This is a genomic window from Tenacibaculum lutimaris, assembly GCF_003610735.1.
Lineage (GTDB): Bacteria > Bacteroidota > Bacteroidia > Flavobacteriales > Flavobacteriaceae > Polaribacter > Polaribacter lutimaris.
In genome coordinates, this window is the sequence record NZ_RAQM01000010.1 from 154,161 (window position 1) to 170,020 (window position 15,860).

The 15,860-nt window shown below is 31.5% G+C and carries 16 protein-coding genes; 8 read left to right on the plus strand and 8 right to left on the minus strand.

Translation table 11 applies throughout. From position 1 onward, the window contains the following. Nucleotides 1-2: 2 nt before the first annotated feature. From C8N26_RS11020 to C8N26_RS11035, 4 genes are all read right to left on the minus strand, one after another. The gene (locus C8N26_RS11020) at nt 3-458 is read right to left on the minus strand and encodes a thioredoxin family protein (protein ID WP_170141648.1); all 456 of its coding nucleotides are present in this window, start codon (nt 456-458) and stop codon (nt 3-5) included. 73 nt (nt 459-531) lie between these two features. Further along, nucleotides 532-3,144: a TonB-dependent receptor gene (locus C8N26_RS11025; RefSeq protein WP_170141649.1), complete on the minus strand. Its 2,613-nt coding sequence runs from the start codon at nt 3,142-3,144 to the stop codon at nt 532-534. 39 nt (nt 3,145-3,183) lie between these two features. Beyond that, nucleotides 3,184-3,891: a GLPGLI family protein gene (locus C8N26_RS11030; protein ID WP_120187333.1), complete on the minus strand. Its 708-nt coding sequence runs from the start codon at nt 3,889-3,891 to the stop codon at nt 3,184-3,186. 67 nt (nt 3,892-3,958) lie between these two features. After that, on the minus strand, nt 3,959-4,165 hold the full coding sequence (locus C8N26_RS11035; RefSeq protein ID WP_120187334.1) for a hypothetical protein: 207 nt from the start codon (nt 4,163-4,165) through the stop codon (nt 3,959-3,961). Nucleotides 4,166-4,383: 218 nt separating this feature from the next. Here C8N26_RS11035 and C8N26_RS11040 point away from each other — a divergent pair, with 218 nt between their 5' ends. Together C8N26_RS11040 and C8N26_RS11045 are read left to right on the plus strand one after the other, a co-directional pair. Then, entirely contained in the window at nt 4,384-4,584 is a 201-nt protein-coding gene (locus C8N26_RS11040) for a helix-turn-helix domain-containing protein (RefSeq protein WP_120187335.1), read from the plus strand. Nucleotides 4,585-4,777: 193 nt separating this feature from the next. Beyond that, nucleotides 4,778-5,365, plus strand: coding sequence for a hypothetical protein (locus tag C8N26_RS11045; protein WP_028892669.1), 588 nt, complete (start codon nt 4,778-4,780; stop codon nt 5,363-5,365). A gap of 50 nt (nt 5,366-5,415) precedes the next feature. On the opposite strand, the gene C8N26_RS11050 is transcribed toward C8N26_RS11045, so the two are convergent. The 3 genes from C8N26_RS11050 to dnaA are packed head-to-tail and all read right to left on the minus strand — an operon-like array spanning nt 5,416 to nt 8,043. Beyond that, complete coding sequence (locus tag C8N26_RS11050) at nt 5,416-6,120, minus strand: SAM-dependent methyltransferase (protein ID WP_028892670.1); 705 nt, start codon at nt 6,118-6,120, stop codon at nt 5,416-5,418. Continuing rightward, complete coding sequence (locus C8N26_RS11055) at nt 6,120-6,578, minus strand: low molecular weight protein-tyrosine-phosphatase (RefSeq protein ID WP_120187336.1); 459 nt, start codon at nt 6,576-6,578, stop codon at nt 6,120-6,122. The genes C8N26_RS11050 and C8N26_RS11055 overlap by 1 nt, the downstream gene beginning before the upstream one ends. A 40-nt stretch (nt 6,579-6,618) precedes the next feature. Next, on the minus strand, nt 6,619-8,043 hold the full coding sequence (gene dnaA, locus C8N26_RS11060) for a chromosomal replication initiator protein DnaA (protein ID WP_120187337.1): 1,425 nt from the start codon (nt 8,041-8,043) through the stop codon (nt 6,619-6,621). A 172-nt stretch (nt 8,044-8,215) separates the two neighbouring features. Here dnaA and C8N26_RS11065 point away from each other — a divergent pair, with 172 nt between their 5' ends. The 6 genes from C8N26_RS11065 (at nt 8,216) to C8N26_RS11090 (ending at nt 15,171) form a co-directional block, all read left to right on the plus strand. Further along, nucleotides 8,216-8,623 carry an acyl-CoA thioesterase gene (locus C8N26_RS11065; RefSeq protein WP_120187338.1) on the plus strand — a complete coding sequence of 136 codons (408 nt, stop codon included), beginning with the start codon at nt 8,216-8,218 and terminating at the stop codon, nt 8,621-8,623. A gap of 19 nt (nt 8,624-8,642) precedes the next feature. Continuing rightward, nucleotides 8,643-9,215, plus strand: coding sequence for a cob(I)yrinic acid a,c-diamide adenosyltransferase (locus C8N26_RS11070; protein ID WP_120187339.1), 573 nt, complete (start codon nt 8,643-8,645; stop codon nt 9,213-9,215). 100 nt (nt 9,216-9,315) lie between these two features. Continuing rightward, nucleotides 9,316-9,537: a DUF2795 domain-containing protein gene (locus C8N26_RS11075; RefSeq protein ID WP_024739957.1), complete on the plus strand. Its 222-nt coding sequence runs from the start codon at nt 9,316-9,318 to the stop codon at nt 9,535-9,537. 127 nt (nt 9,538-9,664) lie between these two features. Next, nucleotides 9,665-13,015 carry a preprotein translocase subunit SecA gene (secA, locus tag C8N26_RS11080; protein WP_120187340.1) on the plus strand — a complete coding sequence of 1,117 codons (3,351 nt, stop codon included), beginning with the start codon at nt 9,665-9,667 and terminating at the stop codon, nt 13,013-13,015. 168 nt (nt 13,016-13,183) lie between these two features. Further along, on the plus strand, nt 13,184-14,056 hold the full coding sequence (locus C8N26_RS11085; RefSeq protein ID WP_120187341.1) for a UDP-2,3-diacylglucosamine diphosphatase: 873 nt from the start codon (nt 13,184-13,186) through the stop codon (nt 14,054-14,056). Nucleotides 14,057-14,154: 98 nt separating this feature from the next. Then, complete coding sequence (locus C8N26_RS11090; protein ID WP_120187342.1) at nt 14,155-15,171, plus strand: glycosyltransferase family protein; 1,017 nt, start codon at nt 14,155-14,157, stop codon at nt 15,169-15,171. On the opposite strand, the gene C8N26_RS11095 is transcribed toward C8N26_RS11090, so the two are convergent. Beyond that, on the minus strand, nt 15,158-15,823 hold the full coding sequence (locus C8N26_RS11095) for a uracil-DNA glycosylase (protein WP_120187343.1): 666 nt from the start codon (nt 15,821-15,823) through the stop codon (nt 15,158-15,160). The genes C8N26_RS11090 and C8N26_RS11095 overlap by 14 nt on opposite strands. Between the last annotated feature and the right edge of the window lie 37 nt (nt 15,824-15,860).

The following is a 15,860-nucleotide window of genomic DNA, read 5'->3' on the forward strand; positions in this document are numbered from 1 at the left end:
CTTTATTCTTCATAAAAGTGTTTGTAAGGTTTACCCGATATTATTTTTAGAACATCTTTTTCTAAAGATTCAACAGGGAATTCTACAAATCTACCTAACTCTTTATTTCTTTTATAGAAAATAAAAGTAGGTACCCTAAAAACACCATAACCTTTTTCTATACCTTTTGCTTTTTTCTTGTGATCTACTGCTATTATTTCTATATTTTCCTCTGAAAAACTCGCTTGTTTTAACATTTTCAAAAGTAAAGGAATTTCACGTTTACTATCTCCACACCATAACCCAATAAATGCTTTTATTTTTACATTCTTGAGATTTTTTTGAAATGTAGAAATTAAAGTATCTTCTATTTCATATGCTTCATAACGAGGTTTAAACCAGGTACTATTGTTTGTTTCTAACAAATTATCTTGAGTAATTACTCCTGTGAATTCCCTCCCAACTTCTTGTATTTTCACAGCTCTTTTATTGGAAGAGCAAGAGAAAAACAGAGAGAATAATATTATATATATTTTTCTTCTCATTTTTACACTAAATTTTGTAAACAATTTTAAACACTATGGTTCTTGGAAAAACCAACTCTGTACGCTCTCTGAATAATATATCTGAAAGACTCGAGGTTACACGTTCTTTATTATCTAACAAGTTATTCGCTTTTATTTCAAAACCCCAAGGACTATCTTCTTTTTGATAAAAAACAGAGGCATTCATTTGATTAAAAGAGTTTTTTGTTTTTGAAGTTTCATTTTGATAATAAGAGTACATGTTTTCTCCTATAAAAATCCAGTCTCCTATCTCATAATCCACCTGAAAGTCAAACTTAGTTCTATAGGAAGTATTATTGCTAATAAAGCTATTCTTATTTACATTATAGTTTTGACTCAAAGAAACATCAAAATTAGGTCCATTAATATACACTGACTTAAACTTTAATCTTGCCGAATAACTGTCGTCATTTGCTTTTTCCTCTTGCTGATTAAATAACGTTATATAACTTCTATTTCCATAGTTAACCCCTAAAGAGGCTCTCCAGTATTTATAATTATAAATAGTTTTAAAATCAAGAGAAAGACCTTTTTCAGGAGTTGCAATATTTATAGGGCTGTTATAAAAATAGATATTATCTGAAATAAAAGTATTCTGAATTTTATTGGTTCTTAACCTGTAACTTACTGTTGGGTAAAAACTCCATCCATAAGTTTTGAACCTTCTATAAGATAAACGAAAATAGTGATAATTGCTCTCTGTTAAGTTACTATTTCCTTGATAAATACTATTAAAGTTGATTAACTTTTTATTCCTGTTTAGTTGATTGTAGCCAGGAAAATCATTTGTTTTTCTATAATAAAAAACAAGCTTCTTATTTGCATCAAAATCCCATTCCAAATTAACACTAGGTAAAAGCTTTTGTAATGTTCTGTTTTTTTCTAATTCGAATTGCTTATTAAACCTATTATAGTTTAAATACTCTAGTTTAAATGTTAGAAAAGCATCTCCGATTAATTTTTTGTACTCTGCAAAAAAAGAAGAAAATACCTCTTTATTAGAGTTTTCACTATCAAAATCATCAAACTTATCTAACTCATCGCTTCCTATCAATTGCCCAAGGTTTGAATTATAGGTATTGAAGTATAACTCATTTTTAACTCCAAAATACAAATGGTTTCTTGGATTCACTATCCAAAAATGTTTTAATAAAGTTTTAGCTTGATAATTCTCTGAATTTATTTTTTGTCTGACTAAAATATGTTCTTCAGCCTGATCTATAGGTAAACTGTTTGAAAAAATATTTTGAGTACTGAACCAATTTTGACTTTCATTATTTTTTGAAAAAACAAGATTTATCTTAGCTTGAGAAGTATGGTCTCTTGAAAACTTCTTTTCTATCTTTAAATTAGATTTTAATGATACATTATCTACCTTATCACTCAAGTTATATAGTAAATCTTCAGAATTAAAATTACTTTCAGTTTCTGACTTATTATTAGCTGAAGATATTTCTACTTTATTTTCAAACTTAATACGAACATCTTCATTTGGTTTTGATTTTAATTCTATTTTACCTAACAACATATTCTGTTTTTTATCATCAGAAACACGTCTCGTTTCCTCAATAGTATCGACTAAATAATTTTGGTATGAACCCTCAAACGAATGCGTATTATCTTTAAGAGCTATTACGAATGCACTCCAATCATTCTTTTCACTTGTACTGAACTGTAAATTCAGCCCTCCAAATAAATGTTTATTTTCATTATACTTTTTTTCCTTTAACAATCTAACAATAGGTGAATTGTACAAAGATGAAAAGGAGTTTATATCAAAACCTCCTTCATAAGTGATATAATCTTTTACAGTAAAAGACTTATCTCCTACATTATTAAAATCTCCAATAAAGCTATAATTTATTTTTTCTGAATACCTAAACAAGGTTGGGTGTACTACATATCTCTCTTTTACTCCTCCGCCTACTTCGATATCTCCAAAGGCAAACTTCTTTTTATCTTCTTTTAAATTAATATTTAAGGCGACATCTTCTGACGTTTCTAAACCTTTTAATAAATCACTTTCATGATAATCTTCTATAACCTGAATCTCATCAATTACATCAGCAGGTATATTATTAACAGCTAGTTTACTATCACCTGTAAAAAACTTTTTATTTTCAACCAATACAGTGGTTACCTTTTTACCTTTAACAGTTACATTTCCTTTTCTATCCACCTCTACTCCAGGTAATTTTTTAAGCACTTGACGTAGCTTACGTTCTTTACCATTAACAAATGCATCTGCTCTATAGGTAGTAGTATCTTTTCTAATTTTTATCGGTTCTCTGTAATTAATAATAACTTCTTGTAGCTCGTTTGGATCCTCTTTTAAAATAAAATCTTTAGTTATAGGCATGTTTGCAACCAAAACATCTTCTTTTAACGTGATATAGCCAATAAAACTTACCGTTATTTTATATGTTGCATTTTTCGTTAAACTTAACTTATAATTCCCTTTATCATCTGTTACTGTATAGGTAAAGCGAGCCCCCTCTGTTAAAGGTTTTGCTATAATGTTAGCATTCCCTAACATTTCATTTTCTCCTTTTACAACCCCAGAAACTATAACTTGTGCAAATATATTTTTTGTAAACAAACAAGCCAGTACTAATAACAAACTACATCTCATATAAATTTAATCAACAGTTACTTTCCTTGCTTTTCTCATTAATACGACCATTCTTTCTGGTGTTATTTTTGTTGCTTCTTTCAGCTTAGGTATTTTAATATTCTTTTTGTGATTGAGTTTAATTTTTGTTGCAGTATACCTAGCAACATTTACTTTGTCTAATTGCAATATTAACCCTGGTAATCCGCCATTTCCAGCAGGCCCAAAAGAGGCAGGAATTTCTGGTGTATACCATGCAATATAAACTATATATCTTTTATCTTTTCCTACACTAGTTCTTTTATTTAGTTGTTTTCTTATTGCCTTGTAACAAGTATAACCTTCTATTACTTTAGTATCCTCATTTAGCTCCCAACCTACCATATTTGGAAAACTTACTGTATATATTTTACCACCAATATCTTGAGTAACTAAAGCTTCTTTAGTAAATGAATTTTGATACCAAGTATAGTTTCCACCTATTAAGACGTCTGCTAAACGACTATACCTTTTGTTTATTGGTATGTTTTTATTTTTTTTGAAAATAGATTCACCCTTATTGTACTTTAGTGTAAATGTCTTTTGTTGCAATTCATTACCTACTCCCATTACTAAAGGGTTGTCTAAATTATTTTGCTTTATAGACTCTACATTATACGTCACCTCTCCAGTTTGGGTATAAGCTTTTATTAAAAATAAAAACCATAAGAATATAGGAAATATTTTATTTTTCATTCTATTTTTTTTTTAAATGACTAACGGAACTCAAAACAAGCTCCATTAATCATTTAATATTTACCAATTATCCTTTACAGTTTTGAAACTCTATATCATAAAGTACATCATACTCTGCGGCTGATAATTCATCTCCAAAAACTGCCTCTGCATCTCCTACTGCTTCACAAGCTTGTTCATGACACTTGTCACTAAAATACTGATAATCTACACTCACAGCATTAGCAGTTGTAAAAGCACCTAAAAAAAGTGCTGATAAAATTACTTTTTTCATAATAAAAATTGTTTTTAAAATTATTTAATAAAAAAAACTATGGTTTGTTATAGTCAGCCATAGCACTACCGACTACATTGCAATGTTCTCCCAAAAATATAATTCCCAAACACTTACACAAAAAAACACAACCCCTTTTGCAACTAAGGGTTTTCCCTTAACCCCAAAAGTTATAACTTATTTTTTATATTAGCACTGAAAATTAGAAAAAGTAAACTATGGAAAGAGTAAGTATTATTTTAGAGAAAATTAAGAAAGAAAGAGAAAAAGAAGGCTTATCTCAATATGAGTTTGGCAAAAAAATAGGATTGAGTCAAAATGCTTATTTTAAATTAGAAACAGGGAAAACTAGACTTGACATGTATCGATTTCTAACTATATGTAAAGTTTTAAACATATCTCCAGAAGAATTCCTTTAACAAAAATTTATTTTTATTAATTTTAATAAAACATTATTAAAAAGATAACAAAACCTTGTTTTTTTTGTGTTTTAACTAAATAAAACACCAGAAAACAACTTTATACCTAATAGTTAATAAACGGTAATTTATTGATTTATAATCTGTTATAAAAAATTACCGTATCTTTGCACCGCTAAACAGAAAGTATTTAATTATCAGACATTTAGTATTAGTTATTGTAGTATTCGCATTCTTAACTAGTTTTACGGAAGCTACAACTAAACACGAAAAAGCTGCTACTACCCCAGTGCCAGCGAACAAAATCGAAAAAGTGAATGTTCCTTTTTTATTAAATGATTTTGTTGGATTTAAAGAAGCTCTAGCTTTTAAAGAATCTCAAGGTAGATATAGGGTTATTAATGAGCTTGGCTACTTAGGGAAATACCAATTTGGTAAAGAAACTTTAAAAAGATTCCGAATTTACAACACCGACCACTTCTTAAAAACTCCTGAATTACAAGAACGTACATTTATAGCTTATTGTAAGCTAAATAAATGGATTTTACGTAAGGATATTAAAAGAAGCGTTGGGAAAACCATTAACGGAATAAAGATAACCGAATCTGGTATTTTAGCTGCCGCCCACTTAAGTGGTGCTGGAAATGTAAAAAAGTTTTTACGATCAAACGGAGCTATTCAATTTAACGATGCTTTTGGAACATCAATAGAATCGTATTTGAAAAAATTTGCTGACTATGATGTATCTAATATCAAAGCAAACAAAAAGCCCGTAGTTTAATTAAAACACACAGAAACAACAAAAAAGCATCGATATTATCGATGCTTTTTTTATTTATGAATAATGAAAATTGCGGGACGCTTGTGTAAATCTGGTTTAGCGTTTTTCCACTCTTTTATCGTCAATGTTTTAATATACTCTGAAGGAAGTGTAATATCACATGCAACACAAACCCTTGTATCAGGAGATAAAGTAGCTCGTAAATCGTCTAACATTTTCTCATTCCTATAAGGTGTTTCAATAAATATTTGTGATTGATTTTTATCTTTTGATAACTTCTCCAGATCTTTAATCGCTTTTTTTCTTTCCGATTTGTCAATCGGTAAATAACCATTAAAAGCAAAACTTTGTCCATTCATTCCTGACGCCATAATTGCCAACAAAATTGACGATGGGCCAACTAATGGTACCACTTGAATTCCTTTTTGATGTGCTAACTTCACTATACTTGCTCCTGGATCAGCTACCGCGGGCACACCTGCTTCAGAAAGCAAGCCTACAGATATTCCTTTTTCACAAGCATCCAAATAATTCTTAGTTTCTAAATCATCAGAATACTTATCTAACAACATCAATTGTAAAGAAGGTTGAGATTTAGTAGGAGTAATTCTTTTTATGAATCTTCGAGCCGATTTTTCATTTTCAACAATAAAATAATCTAATTGCTCTACCACTTTTTTTACCGATAATGGCATCACCTCTAAGGGTTCAGTATCTCCTAAGGTAGTAGGAATCAAGTATAATTTACCTTTCATTATTTGTTTTCTAATTTTGAAGCGATAATCGTACACACTTCGTCTAACATTTTATACACATTTTCAAAACCTTGATCTCCTCCATAATACGGATCTGGAACATTGACTGCTTCATCAGGAAACTGTTCACTTAAAATCATTTTTACTTTTTCTCGTTGCATACTGTTTTTAGACATCGCTACAATATCATCGTAATTACTTTTATCCATAGCAAAAATCATGTCAAACTTGTCAAAATCTGCTTTTTCAAACTTTCTTGAACGTTGATTCGTAATATCTATACCATATTTATTTGCTACTTGAATAGAACGTTTATCTGGTAATTCACCTACATGATACCCAGCAGTTCCAGCTGAATCTACCTTATAAAACTCTGAAGATAACTTTGCTTGTAAAATTCCTTCTGCCAGTGGTGAACGACAAATATTACCCAAACAAACCATTAATATTTTTTTCATCTCTATAAAATAAAAAAACCTCACTTAGTGAGGCTATTCTTTAAAGCGTTAATTTCTTCGTTAAATCTTCAACGTACTTTTTAAATTGCTTATCAGTTTCCGTTAAATTATCTACAGTCTTACATGCATGTAACACAGTAGCGTGGTCTCTTTTACCAATTTGACTTCCAATACTTGCTAAAGATGATTTTGTCATACGTTTAGCAAAATACATAGCTAACTGACGTGCTTGTACTATATGACGTTTACGAGTTTTTGATTGTAAAGTTGCTACATCCATATCAAAATACTTTGACACCACTTTTTGAATATAATCAACTGACAACTCTTTTTTCGTGTTCTTAACAAACTTATCTACAATTTGTTTTGCTAACTCAATTGTAAACTCTTTTCTATTAAAAGAAGCTTGTGCAATCATCGAAATAATCACCCCTTCTAACTCACGAACATTCGATTTGATATTTTTAGCAATATACTCTACAATTTCTTCTGGCATTTCAACACCATCTCTGTACAGCTTGTTTTGTAAGATAGAAATTCTTGTTTCGTAATCTGGCGCTTGCAATTCAGCAGACAATCCCCATTTAAAACGAGACAATAATCGTTGCTCAATATCTTGCATATCAACAGGTGCTTTATCTGAAGTTAAAATTACCTGTTTTCCATTTTGATGTAAATGATTAAATATATGGAAAAACACATCTTGTGTTCCTGTTTTTCCTGATAAGAACTGTACATCATCAATAATCAACACATCAATCATTTGATAGAAATGAATAAAATCATTTCTAGTATTCGACTTTACCGAATCAATAAACTGTTGTGTAAATTTTTCCGAAGAAATATATAAAACTGTCTTATCTGGGTATTTATCTTTTATCTCAACACCAATAGCGTGTGCTAAATGTGTTTTACCTAAACCTACTCCACCATAAACTAATAACGGATTGAAAGAGGTTCCTCCTGGTTTGTTTGCTACTGCCATACCAGCAGAACGCGCTAATCGGTTTGAATCTCCTTCTACAAAATTCACAAAATTGTAGTTCGGGTTTAACTGAGACTCAATCTTCACCTTTTGTAAACCTGGAATAATAAAAGGATTTTTCAACTCACGTTTTGACTCTAACGGAACAGTTACCTTTTGAGGTTTTAACGGGTTACGATTTGAACTTGGTATTTTTACAGTTTGCGGACTATTACTGCTATACGTATTTTCCATACGTACATCGTAAATTAATTTAGCATCACTTCCTAACTGACGAACTAAAGCCACTCTTAGCAATTTGATATAATGCTCCTCTAACCATTCGTAAAAAAATTTACTTGGAACTTGTACTGTTAAAGCCTCCCCTGCTAATTTAATTGGCTTAATTGGCTCGAACCAAGTTTTGTATGCTTGAGGTTTAATATTGTCTTTTATAAAAGACAAGCATTCCATCCAAACTGAATCGGCTGTTTTAGTCATATTTGGTAAAAATCAATTTTAGTTGTTAATTTTTATTCAGATTTAGGGGACACCAAACACCTACGTCTGGGCGAACAAAAGTGTGAATAAATTTTAGTATAAAAAAATTAAATCGCTCTTGACTTTTATTTTTTTTTTGCGTATTGTTTGTGCTAATTAAAAAAATAATCTTTTGCAAAAACATAACACATCTATACGTGTTCGGTATGCTGAAACTGATCAAATGGGGGTAGTTTATCATGGAAACTACGCGCAATTTTTTGAAATTGGTCGTACCGAATGGCTACGTTCTTTGGGCATTACATACAAATATATGGAAAAAACAGGAATCATGCTACCTGTAATTTCTTTATCTTGTAATTTTAAAAAATCGGCTTTATATGACGACGAATTAACTATTAGCACTACTTTAAAAAAAACACCAACTGTTAAGATTGAATTTGACTACGAAATTACTAATCAAAACAACGAACTAATTTGTACAGGTAACACTATTTTAGCATTTATTAACACTGAAACAAAAAAACCTATGCGTTGTCCTGATTATATTTTGGATAAATTAGCTGTCTTAAAAAAATAATCAAACTAGTAAAAAACATATGAAAATATACACAAAAACAGGTGACAAAGGTACCACTGCCCTATTTGGTGGTGCTCGAGTACCAAAATATCACTTACGAATAGAAAGTTACGGAACTGTTGACGAGTTAAACTCTTATGTTGGTTTAATCAGAGATCAAGAAATAGGTAGCTCTTTAAAAGAAGCCTTAACTAAAATTCAAAGTGATTTATTCACGCTTGGAGCAATGTTAGCTACACCTCCAGAAAAAGAAACTTTAAAAAGTGGAAAAGAACGCTTAAACATTCCTAAAATTAATGAAGAGTCAATTCAGTTTTTAGAAGACGAAATTGATTTCATGAATAAAAGCTTACCTCAAATGACTCACTTTATTCTACCTGGCGGACATCAGACCGTGTCATTTTGTCACATAGCACGCTGCGTATGCCGTAGATCGGAACGATTGGCTGTCGCTTTAAACGAAGAAGAAACTCTTAACGATACCGTTTTAAAGTATTTAAACCGACTTTCTGACTACCTTTTTGTGTTGGCACGAAAGTTGACCCAAGACTTACAAGCTGAGGAAATTAAATGGATTCCTGAAAAGCTTTAACTAAGTTCTTTAATTATTGATTTCACATTTTTTAAAAAAAACTTGACTTTTTACAAAAAAAAATTATTTTTGCGGAAAATCTTATTAAACCGATAAAGAAATGTATTGGACACTTGAATTAGCATCTTATTTAGCAGATGCACCTTGGCCTGCAACTAAAGACGAATTAATCGATTACGCTATTCGTACTGGAGCACCCCTAGAAGTGGTTGAAAACTTACAAGATATCGAAGATGAAGGTGATGCGTACGATTCTATTATTGAAATCTGGCCAGATTATCCTACTGAAGAAGATTATCTTTGGAACGAAGATGAATACTAGAAAAAATAAATACCAAAAAGTCTCTTTTACAGAGGCTTTTTTTTTGCTTACTTTTAAGCACTTAAAATAAAAACAAAAAAAGCGTTAGTTAAAACAATCTAACCAACTAAAAAACAATATTTTACAAATGAGCGTTTTAAATTCGATTATAAAACTATTTGTTGGTGACAAACAACAAAAAGACCTAAAATCATTACAACCGATTGTTGAAAAAGTACGATCTTATGAAAATTCATTAAACAATTTATCTAATGATGAATTACGGGCTAAAACCATCGAATTTAAGACTAAAATTAAAGAAGCTACTCAGTCTTTTACTGATAGAATAACTGAACTTGAAGAAGAAGCTAAAAGTGCAGATATCGATCGTCAAGAAGACATTTATACAGAAATTGATAAATTGAAAGACGAAGCTTATGAAGCATCTGAAGCTGTCTTATTAGACATCATGCCCGAAGCTTTTGCTACTGTAAAAGAAACAGCTAAACGTTTTGCTAACAATACTGAATTAGAAGTAACCGCTACTCCTTTCGATAGGGAATTGTCAGCTACTAGAGAACACATTACTCTAGAAGACGACAAAGCTTTTTGGGCTAATTCATGGGATGCTGCTGGTAAAGAGGTTCTTTGGGACATGATTCATTACGATGTTCAGTTAATCGGTGGATCTGTATTACACCAAGGTAAAATTGCCGAAATGATGACAGGGGAAGGTAAAACATTAGTTTCTACATTACCTGTATACCTAAACGCTTTAACTGGTAACGGAGTACATGTTGTTACTGTAAACGACTACTTAGCAAAACGTGACCGCGCGTGGATGGCTCCTATTTTTGAATTCCACGGGTTATCTACTGACTGTATTGATTTCCACCAACCAAACTCAGAAGCACGTAGAGAAGCTTATAACGCAGATATTACCTACGGAACCAATAACGAATTTGGATTCGACTACTTACGTGATAACATGGCAAACTCTAAGAAAGACTTAGTACAACGTGCGCCAAACTATGCTATTATTGATGAGGTGGATTCTGTTTTGATTGATGATGCTCGTACACCGTTAATTATTTCTGGACCAGTACCACAAGGAGATAATCATGAATTTAATGAGTTAAAGCCTCTAGTTGCCGATTTAGTTTCTCTTCAAAATAAATATCTAGTAGGTGTTTTAGCTGAAGCTAAACGTTTAATTAAAGAAGGAGACACTAAAGAAGGTGGTTTCTTATTATTAAGAGTTTATAGAGGTCTTCCTAAAAATAAAGCCTTAATTAAATTTTTATCTCAAGAAGGAGTTAAACAAATCCTTCAAAAAACTGAAAACTTCTACATGCAAGACAACAACAAGCTAATGCCTGAAGTTGATGCAGAATTATGGTTTACTATTGAAGAAAAAAACAATCAAATTGACTTAACAGATAAAGGTATCGCACACCTTTCTGATATCACAAAAAATGAAACGTTCTTCGTTTTACCAGATATTAGTGTAAAAGTTGGTCAAATAGATAATAGCGACGTTACTCCAGAAGAAAAAGCTGATCAAAAAGAAGAACTATACCGCGAGTTTAGCATAAAGAGTGAGCGTATTCATACCATGAATCAACTTTTAAAAGCATACACTGTTTTTGAAAAAGATGTAGAGTATGTGGTAATGGATAATAAGGTAATGATTGTAGACGAGCAAACAGGTCGTATTATGGACGGTCGTCGTTACTCTGACGGATTACACCAAGCAATTGAAGCTAAAGAAAATGTGAAGATTGAAGACGCTACGCAAACGTTTGCTACTGTTACTTTACAGAACTACTTTAGAATGTACCGTAAGCTATCTGGTATGACAGGTACTGCAATTACAGAAGCTGGTGAATTCTGGGAAATCTACAAATTAGATGTTGTTGAAATTCCAACAAACAAACCAATTCAAAGAGACGACAAACAAGATTTAGTTTATAAAACTACTCGTGAAAAGTACAACGCTGTAATTGAAGATATCGTAAAATTAGTTGGAGAAGGAAGACCAGTACTAGTAGGTACTACTTCTGTTGAAATCTCTGAATTATTAGGAAGAATGTTACAAATCCGTAAGATTCCTCACAATATCTTAAATGCAAAATTACACAAGAAAGAAGCTGATGTAGTTGCTGAAGCTGGTAAACCAGGAGTGGTAACCATTGCAACAAACATGGCTGGTCGTGGTACCGATATTAAATTATCTGAGGAAGTAAAAGCTGCAGGTGGTTTAGCTATTATTGGTACAGAGCGTCATGATTCTCGTCGTGTAGACCGTCAGTTACGTGGTCGTGCAGGACGTCAAGGAGATGTAGGTTCTTCTCAATTCTATGTAGCTTTAGACGACAACTTAATGCGTTTATTTGGTTCAGAAAGAATTGCGAAGATGATGGATAGAATGGGATTAAAAGAAGGCGAAGTAATTCAGCACTCTATGATTTCAAAATCTATTGAAAGAGCTCAGAAAAAAGTAGAAGAAAACAACTTTGGTATTCGTAAGCGTTTATTAGAGTATGATGATATTATGAATGCACAACGTGAGTTTGTATACAAGCGTCGTCGTCATGCTTTAGATGGAAAGCGTTTACAGATTGATATCGCAAACATGATTTACGATACTTGTGATTCAATTGTAAGACAAAATAAAGAAGCAAAAGATTTCCAAAACTTTGAATTCGAATTAATTCGTTTCTCTGCAATGACTTCTCCTTTTTCTGAAGAAGAATTCAATAAAACATCAGAGCAAGATTTAATTGACAAGCTATACAAAATAGTAACAGAACACTACAAAAACGATGCGGAAAGAAATGCTGAAAATGCATTCCCAGTAATTAAAAACGTTTTTGAAAACGAAGGTGATCGTTACGAGCGTATCGTAGTTCCTTTTACTGACGGAACTAAAACGTTACAAGTAGTTACCAACTTAAAAGAAGCTTACGAAAGTGAAGGTAAATCATTAGTAAACGATTTTGAGAAAAACATCACTTTAGCGATTATTGATGAAAACTGGAAGGACCACTTACGTAAAATGGATGAGTTGAAACAAACCGTTCAAAATGCTACGTACGAGCAAAAAGACCCTTTATTAGTTTATAAATTTGAAGCTTTCGAATTGTTCCAAGAAACAATTGATAAAATTAACAAAGAAGTTTTATCATTCTTATTTAAAGGTCAATTACCTAGCCAAGAAGCATCACAAGTTTCTGAAGCTCGTGAGCAACAAAGAGAGAAATTAGACTTACGTAAAGACGAAGTTCAAAACTCTACTCAGCAAGCTATTAACAGCGCACGTAATCAACAAACACAAGAACAACAAATAGTTGAAACAATTGTACGCGAACAACCAAAAATTGGTCGTAACGAAAAAGTGACTATTAAAAATGTGATGACTGGCGAAGAAAAAGATGTTAAATTCAAGCAAGCCATCCCTTTATTAGAACAAGGAACTTGGGTATTACATAACAAATAATTCCTAAAGAATTTCATAAAAAAAAGCTCGGTTAATACCGAGCTTTTTACTTTTACATAACTTTTATAATACTTTTTAATAAAGATTTTATTACCAAGAATTTATAATTACTTCATCTTTTAAAAACATTCGAGAGATAACTTTGAGAAACATCGAAGTATACTCAGAATGAAAAAACACAAAAAACGTAAATTAGATATTGCTGTAATATCAGATGTCCATTTAGGAACTTTTGGTTGCAGAGCCACAGAGCTTCATAATTACCTAAAAACCATCAATCCGAAAATTTTAATTTTAAATGGTGATATTATTGATATTTGGCAATTTAACAAACGTTATTTCCCTAAACCACATATGAAAATCATCAAGCAACTGATGAATTTTATCACTTCTGGAACAAAGGTATACTACATCACAGGAAATCATGATGAGATGTTACGTAGGTTTAAAGGTTTTCGCTTAGGAAGCTTTGAAATCGTAAATAAAGTAGTGTTAGATATTGACGGTAAAAAAGGATGGTTTTTTCACGGAGATGTTTTTGATGTGACCATGCAACATTCAAAATGGCTTGCCAAACTAGGCGGAATGGGCTATGACTTTTTAATCCTTATCAATACAATTGTAAACTGGGTTAGCCATAAAATGGGATTTGGAAGGTTATCTTTCTCTAAAAAAATAAAAAATAGTGTAAAAAGCGCTATAAAATTCATTAATGATTTTGAAACTACCGCAGCAGACATTGCTATAAACGAAGGCTACGATTACGTAGTATGCGGTCATATTCATCAACCAGAAATAAGAGTTATTGAAACTGACAAAGGAACTACTACTTACTTAAATTCTGGTGATTGGATAGAGAACTTAACTGCTTTAGAATACAAAAACAATAATTGGTCTTTATATGAATATGAAAAAGACGAAATAGCTAAAAACATCCATTTGAATTATAGTGTAAAAGATTTAGAACTTGTAAGTTCTGAACATAATAGCAGTGAACTTTTTTCAGAATTACTTAAAGAATTTAACATTAAAACCCAATAATCGTGAAGCCATAATGGGCATTTAATCAGGAAATAGCGAACACTTATTCACCTTGTTAAACTCCTAAAAAAAACAAACAATTAAAAAAACTTAAAAAGATGAAAATACTATATGCTTTTCAAGGAACAGGAAATGGGCACGCAAGCAGAGCCCTAGAAATTATTCCGCATTTACAAAGACGTGGGGATGTAGATGTATTGGTTAGTGGATCACAATACGAAATAGGACTTCCTTTTGATATAAAATATAAATTACACGGTTTAGGATTCGTTTTTGGTAAAAAGGGAGGAATCGACCTAGTTAACACTTTAAACAGCTTAAACTTAAAAAAAGTTTACCAAGAAATTAAAACACTTCCTGTAAAAGAATACGATTTAGTAATTAATGATTTTGAACCAATTTCAGCTTGGGCCTGCTTATTTAGAAATGTTCCTATTATTTCTTTAAGTAATCAAAACGCATTGTTAAATGAAAAAAATTCAGCTTATCAAAAATTTAGATTAGAACGACTAATAATCAAATATTACGCTCCTGCTAAGAATAAATTTGGGTTTCATTTTAAAACACACTCATCTTCTACCTTTTTGCCTATTATTCGTAAAGAAATTCGTTATCGAAACACTACCAATAAAGGGCATTACACTGTATATCTCCCTTCTTATAGTGATGAAAAAATTGTAAAAACGCTTTCTAGCATAAAAGATATTAAATGGCAGGTGTTTTCAAAGAAAAGTAAAGAACATCAATTTTTTCATAACATCACAATTCTTCCTATAAACGATGATGCTTTTATTCGAAGTATAGCTTCATCTAAAGGAGTTATTTGCGGTGCAGGTTTTGCTACACCTACCGAAGCTTTGTATCTGCGTAAAAAACTGTTGGTAATTCCAATGAAAAATCAATATGAACAACAGTGTAACGCTATCACTTTAAAAGAAATGGGGGTTACTGTTGTTAAAAAATTAAGTAAAAAACAATTACCAAAAATTGAAAAGTGGATCAACTCAAATAAAATAGTTGAAGTTCATTATCCTGATGTTACTGAAGATATGCTAGATGCTATCATCTTACCATATTACAACAAAACAATACTACCTGAAATTACCATTGAATAGTAGCTAAACCAACATCTTGTAAAAAGTTGTTGGTTTTAGAAAAGTGCTTGTTCCCAAACCAATAACCTCGATTAGCACTTAAAGGAGAAGGATGTCCAGAAGTTAAAATGTGATGCTTTTTGCTATCTATTAATTTTGCTTTTTTCTTAGCAAAACCACCCCAAAGTAAAAACACTATATCTTTTTTTTCTTCTGAAATTTTCTGAATCACCGCATCAGTAAACTGTTCCCAACCTTGCTTTTGGTGACTTCCAGCCTCCCCTGCCCTTACAGTCAGTGTTGCGTTTAACAATAACACTCCTTGTTTTGCCCAACGAGATAAATCGCCACTTTTTGGATATGGAATATTTACGTCCTTTTCAATCTCTTTAAAAATGTTAATTAATGATGGTGGATGTGTAATACCATCATGTACAGAAAAACACAAGCCATTTGCCTGCCCTACCCCATGGTATGGATCTTGCCCCAAAATCACCACTTTTAAATCATCTAACGCACAAAAATCAAACGCGGCAAAAACATCTGTTCCTTTTGGATAACATGTGTGTTTTGAATATTCATTTTTAACAAAACTAGTAAGGTTTTCAAAATACGGTTTCTCAAATTCTGATTGTAAAATATTTTTCCAGCTATCTTTAATTTTTACTTGCATTGTTTGTTATTTTTGTGATTCTCAAAAAATTTCTGTC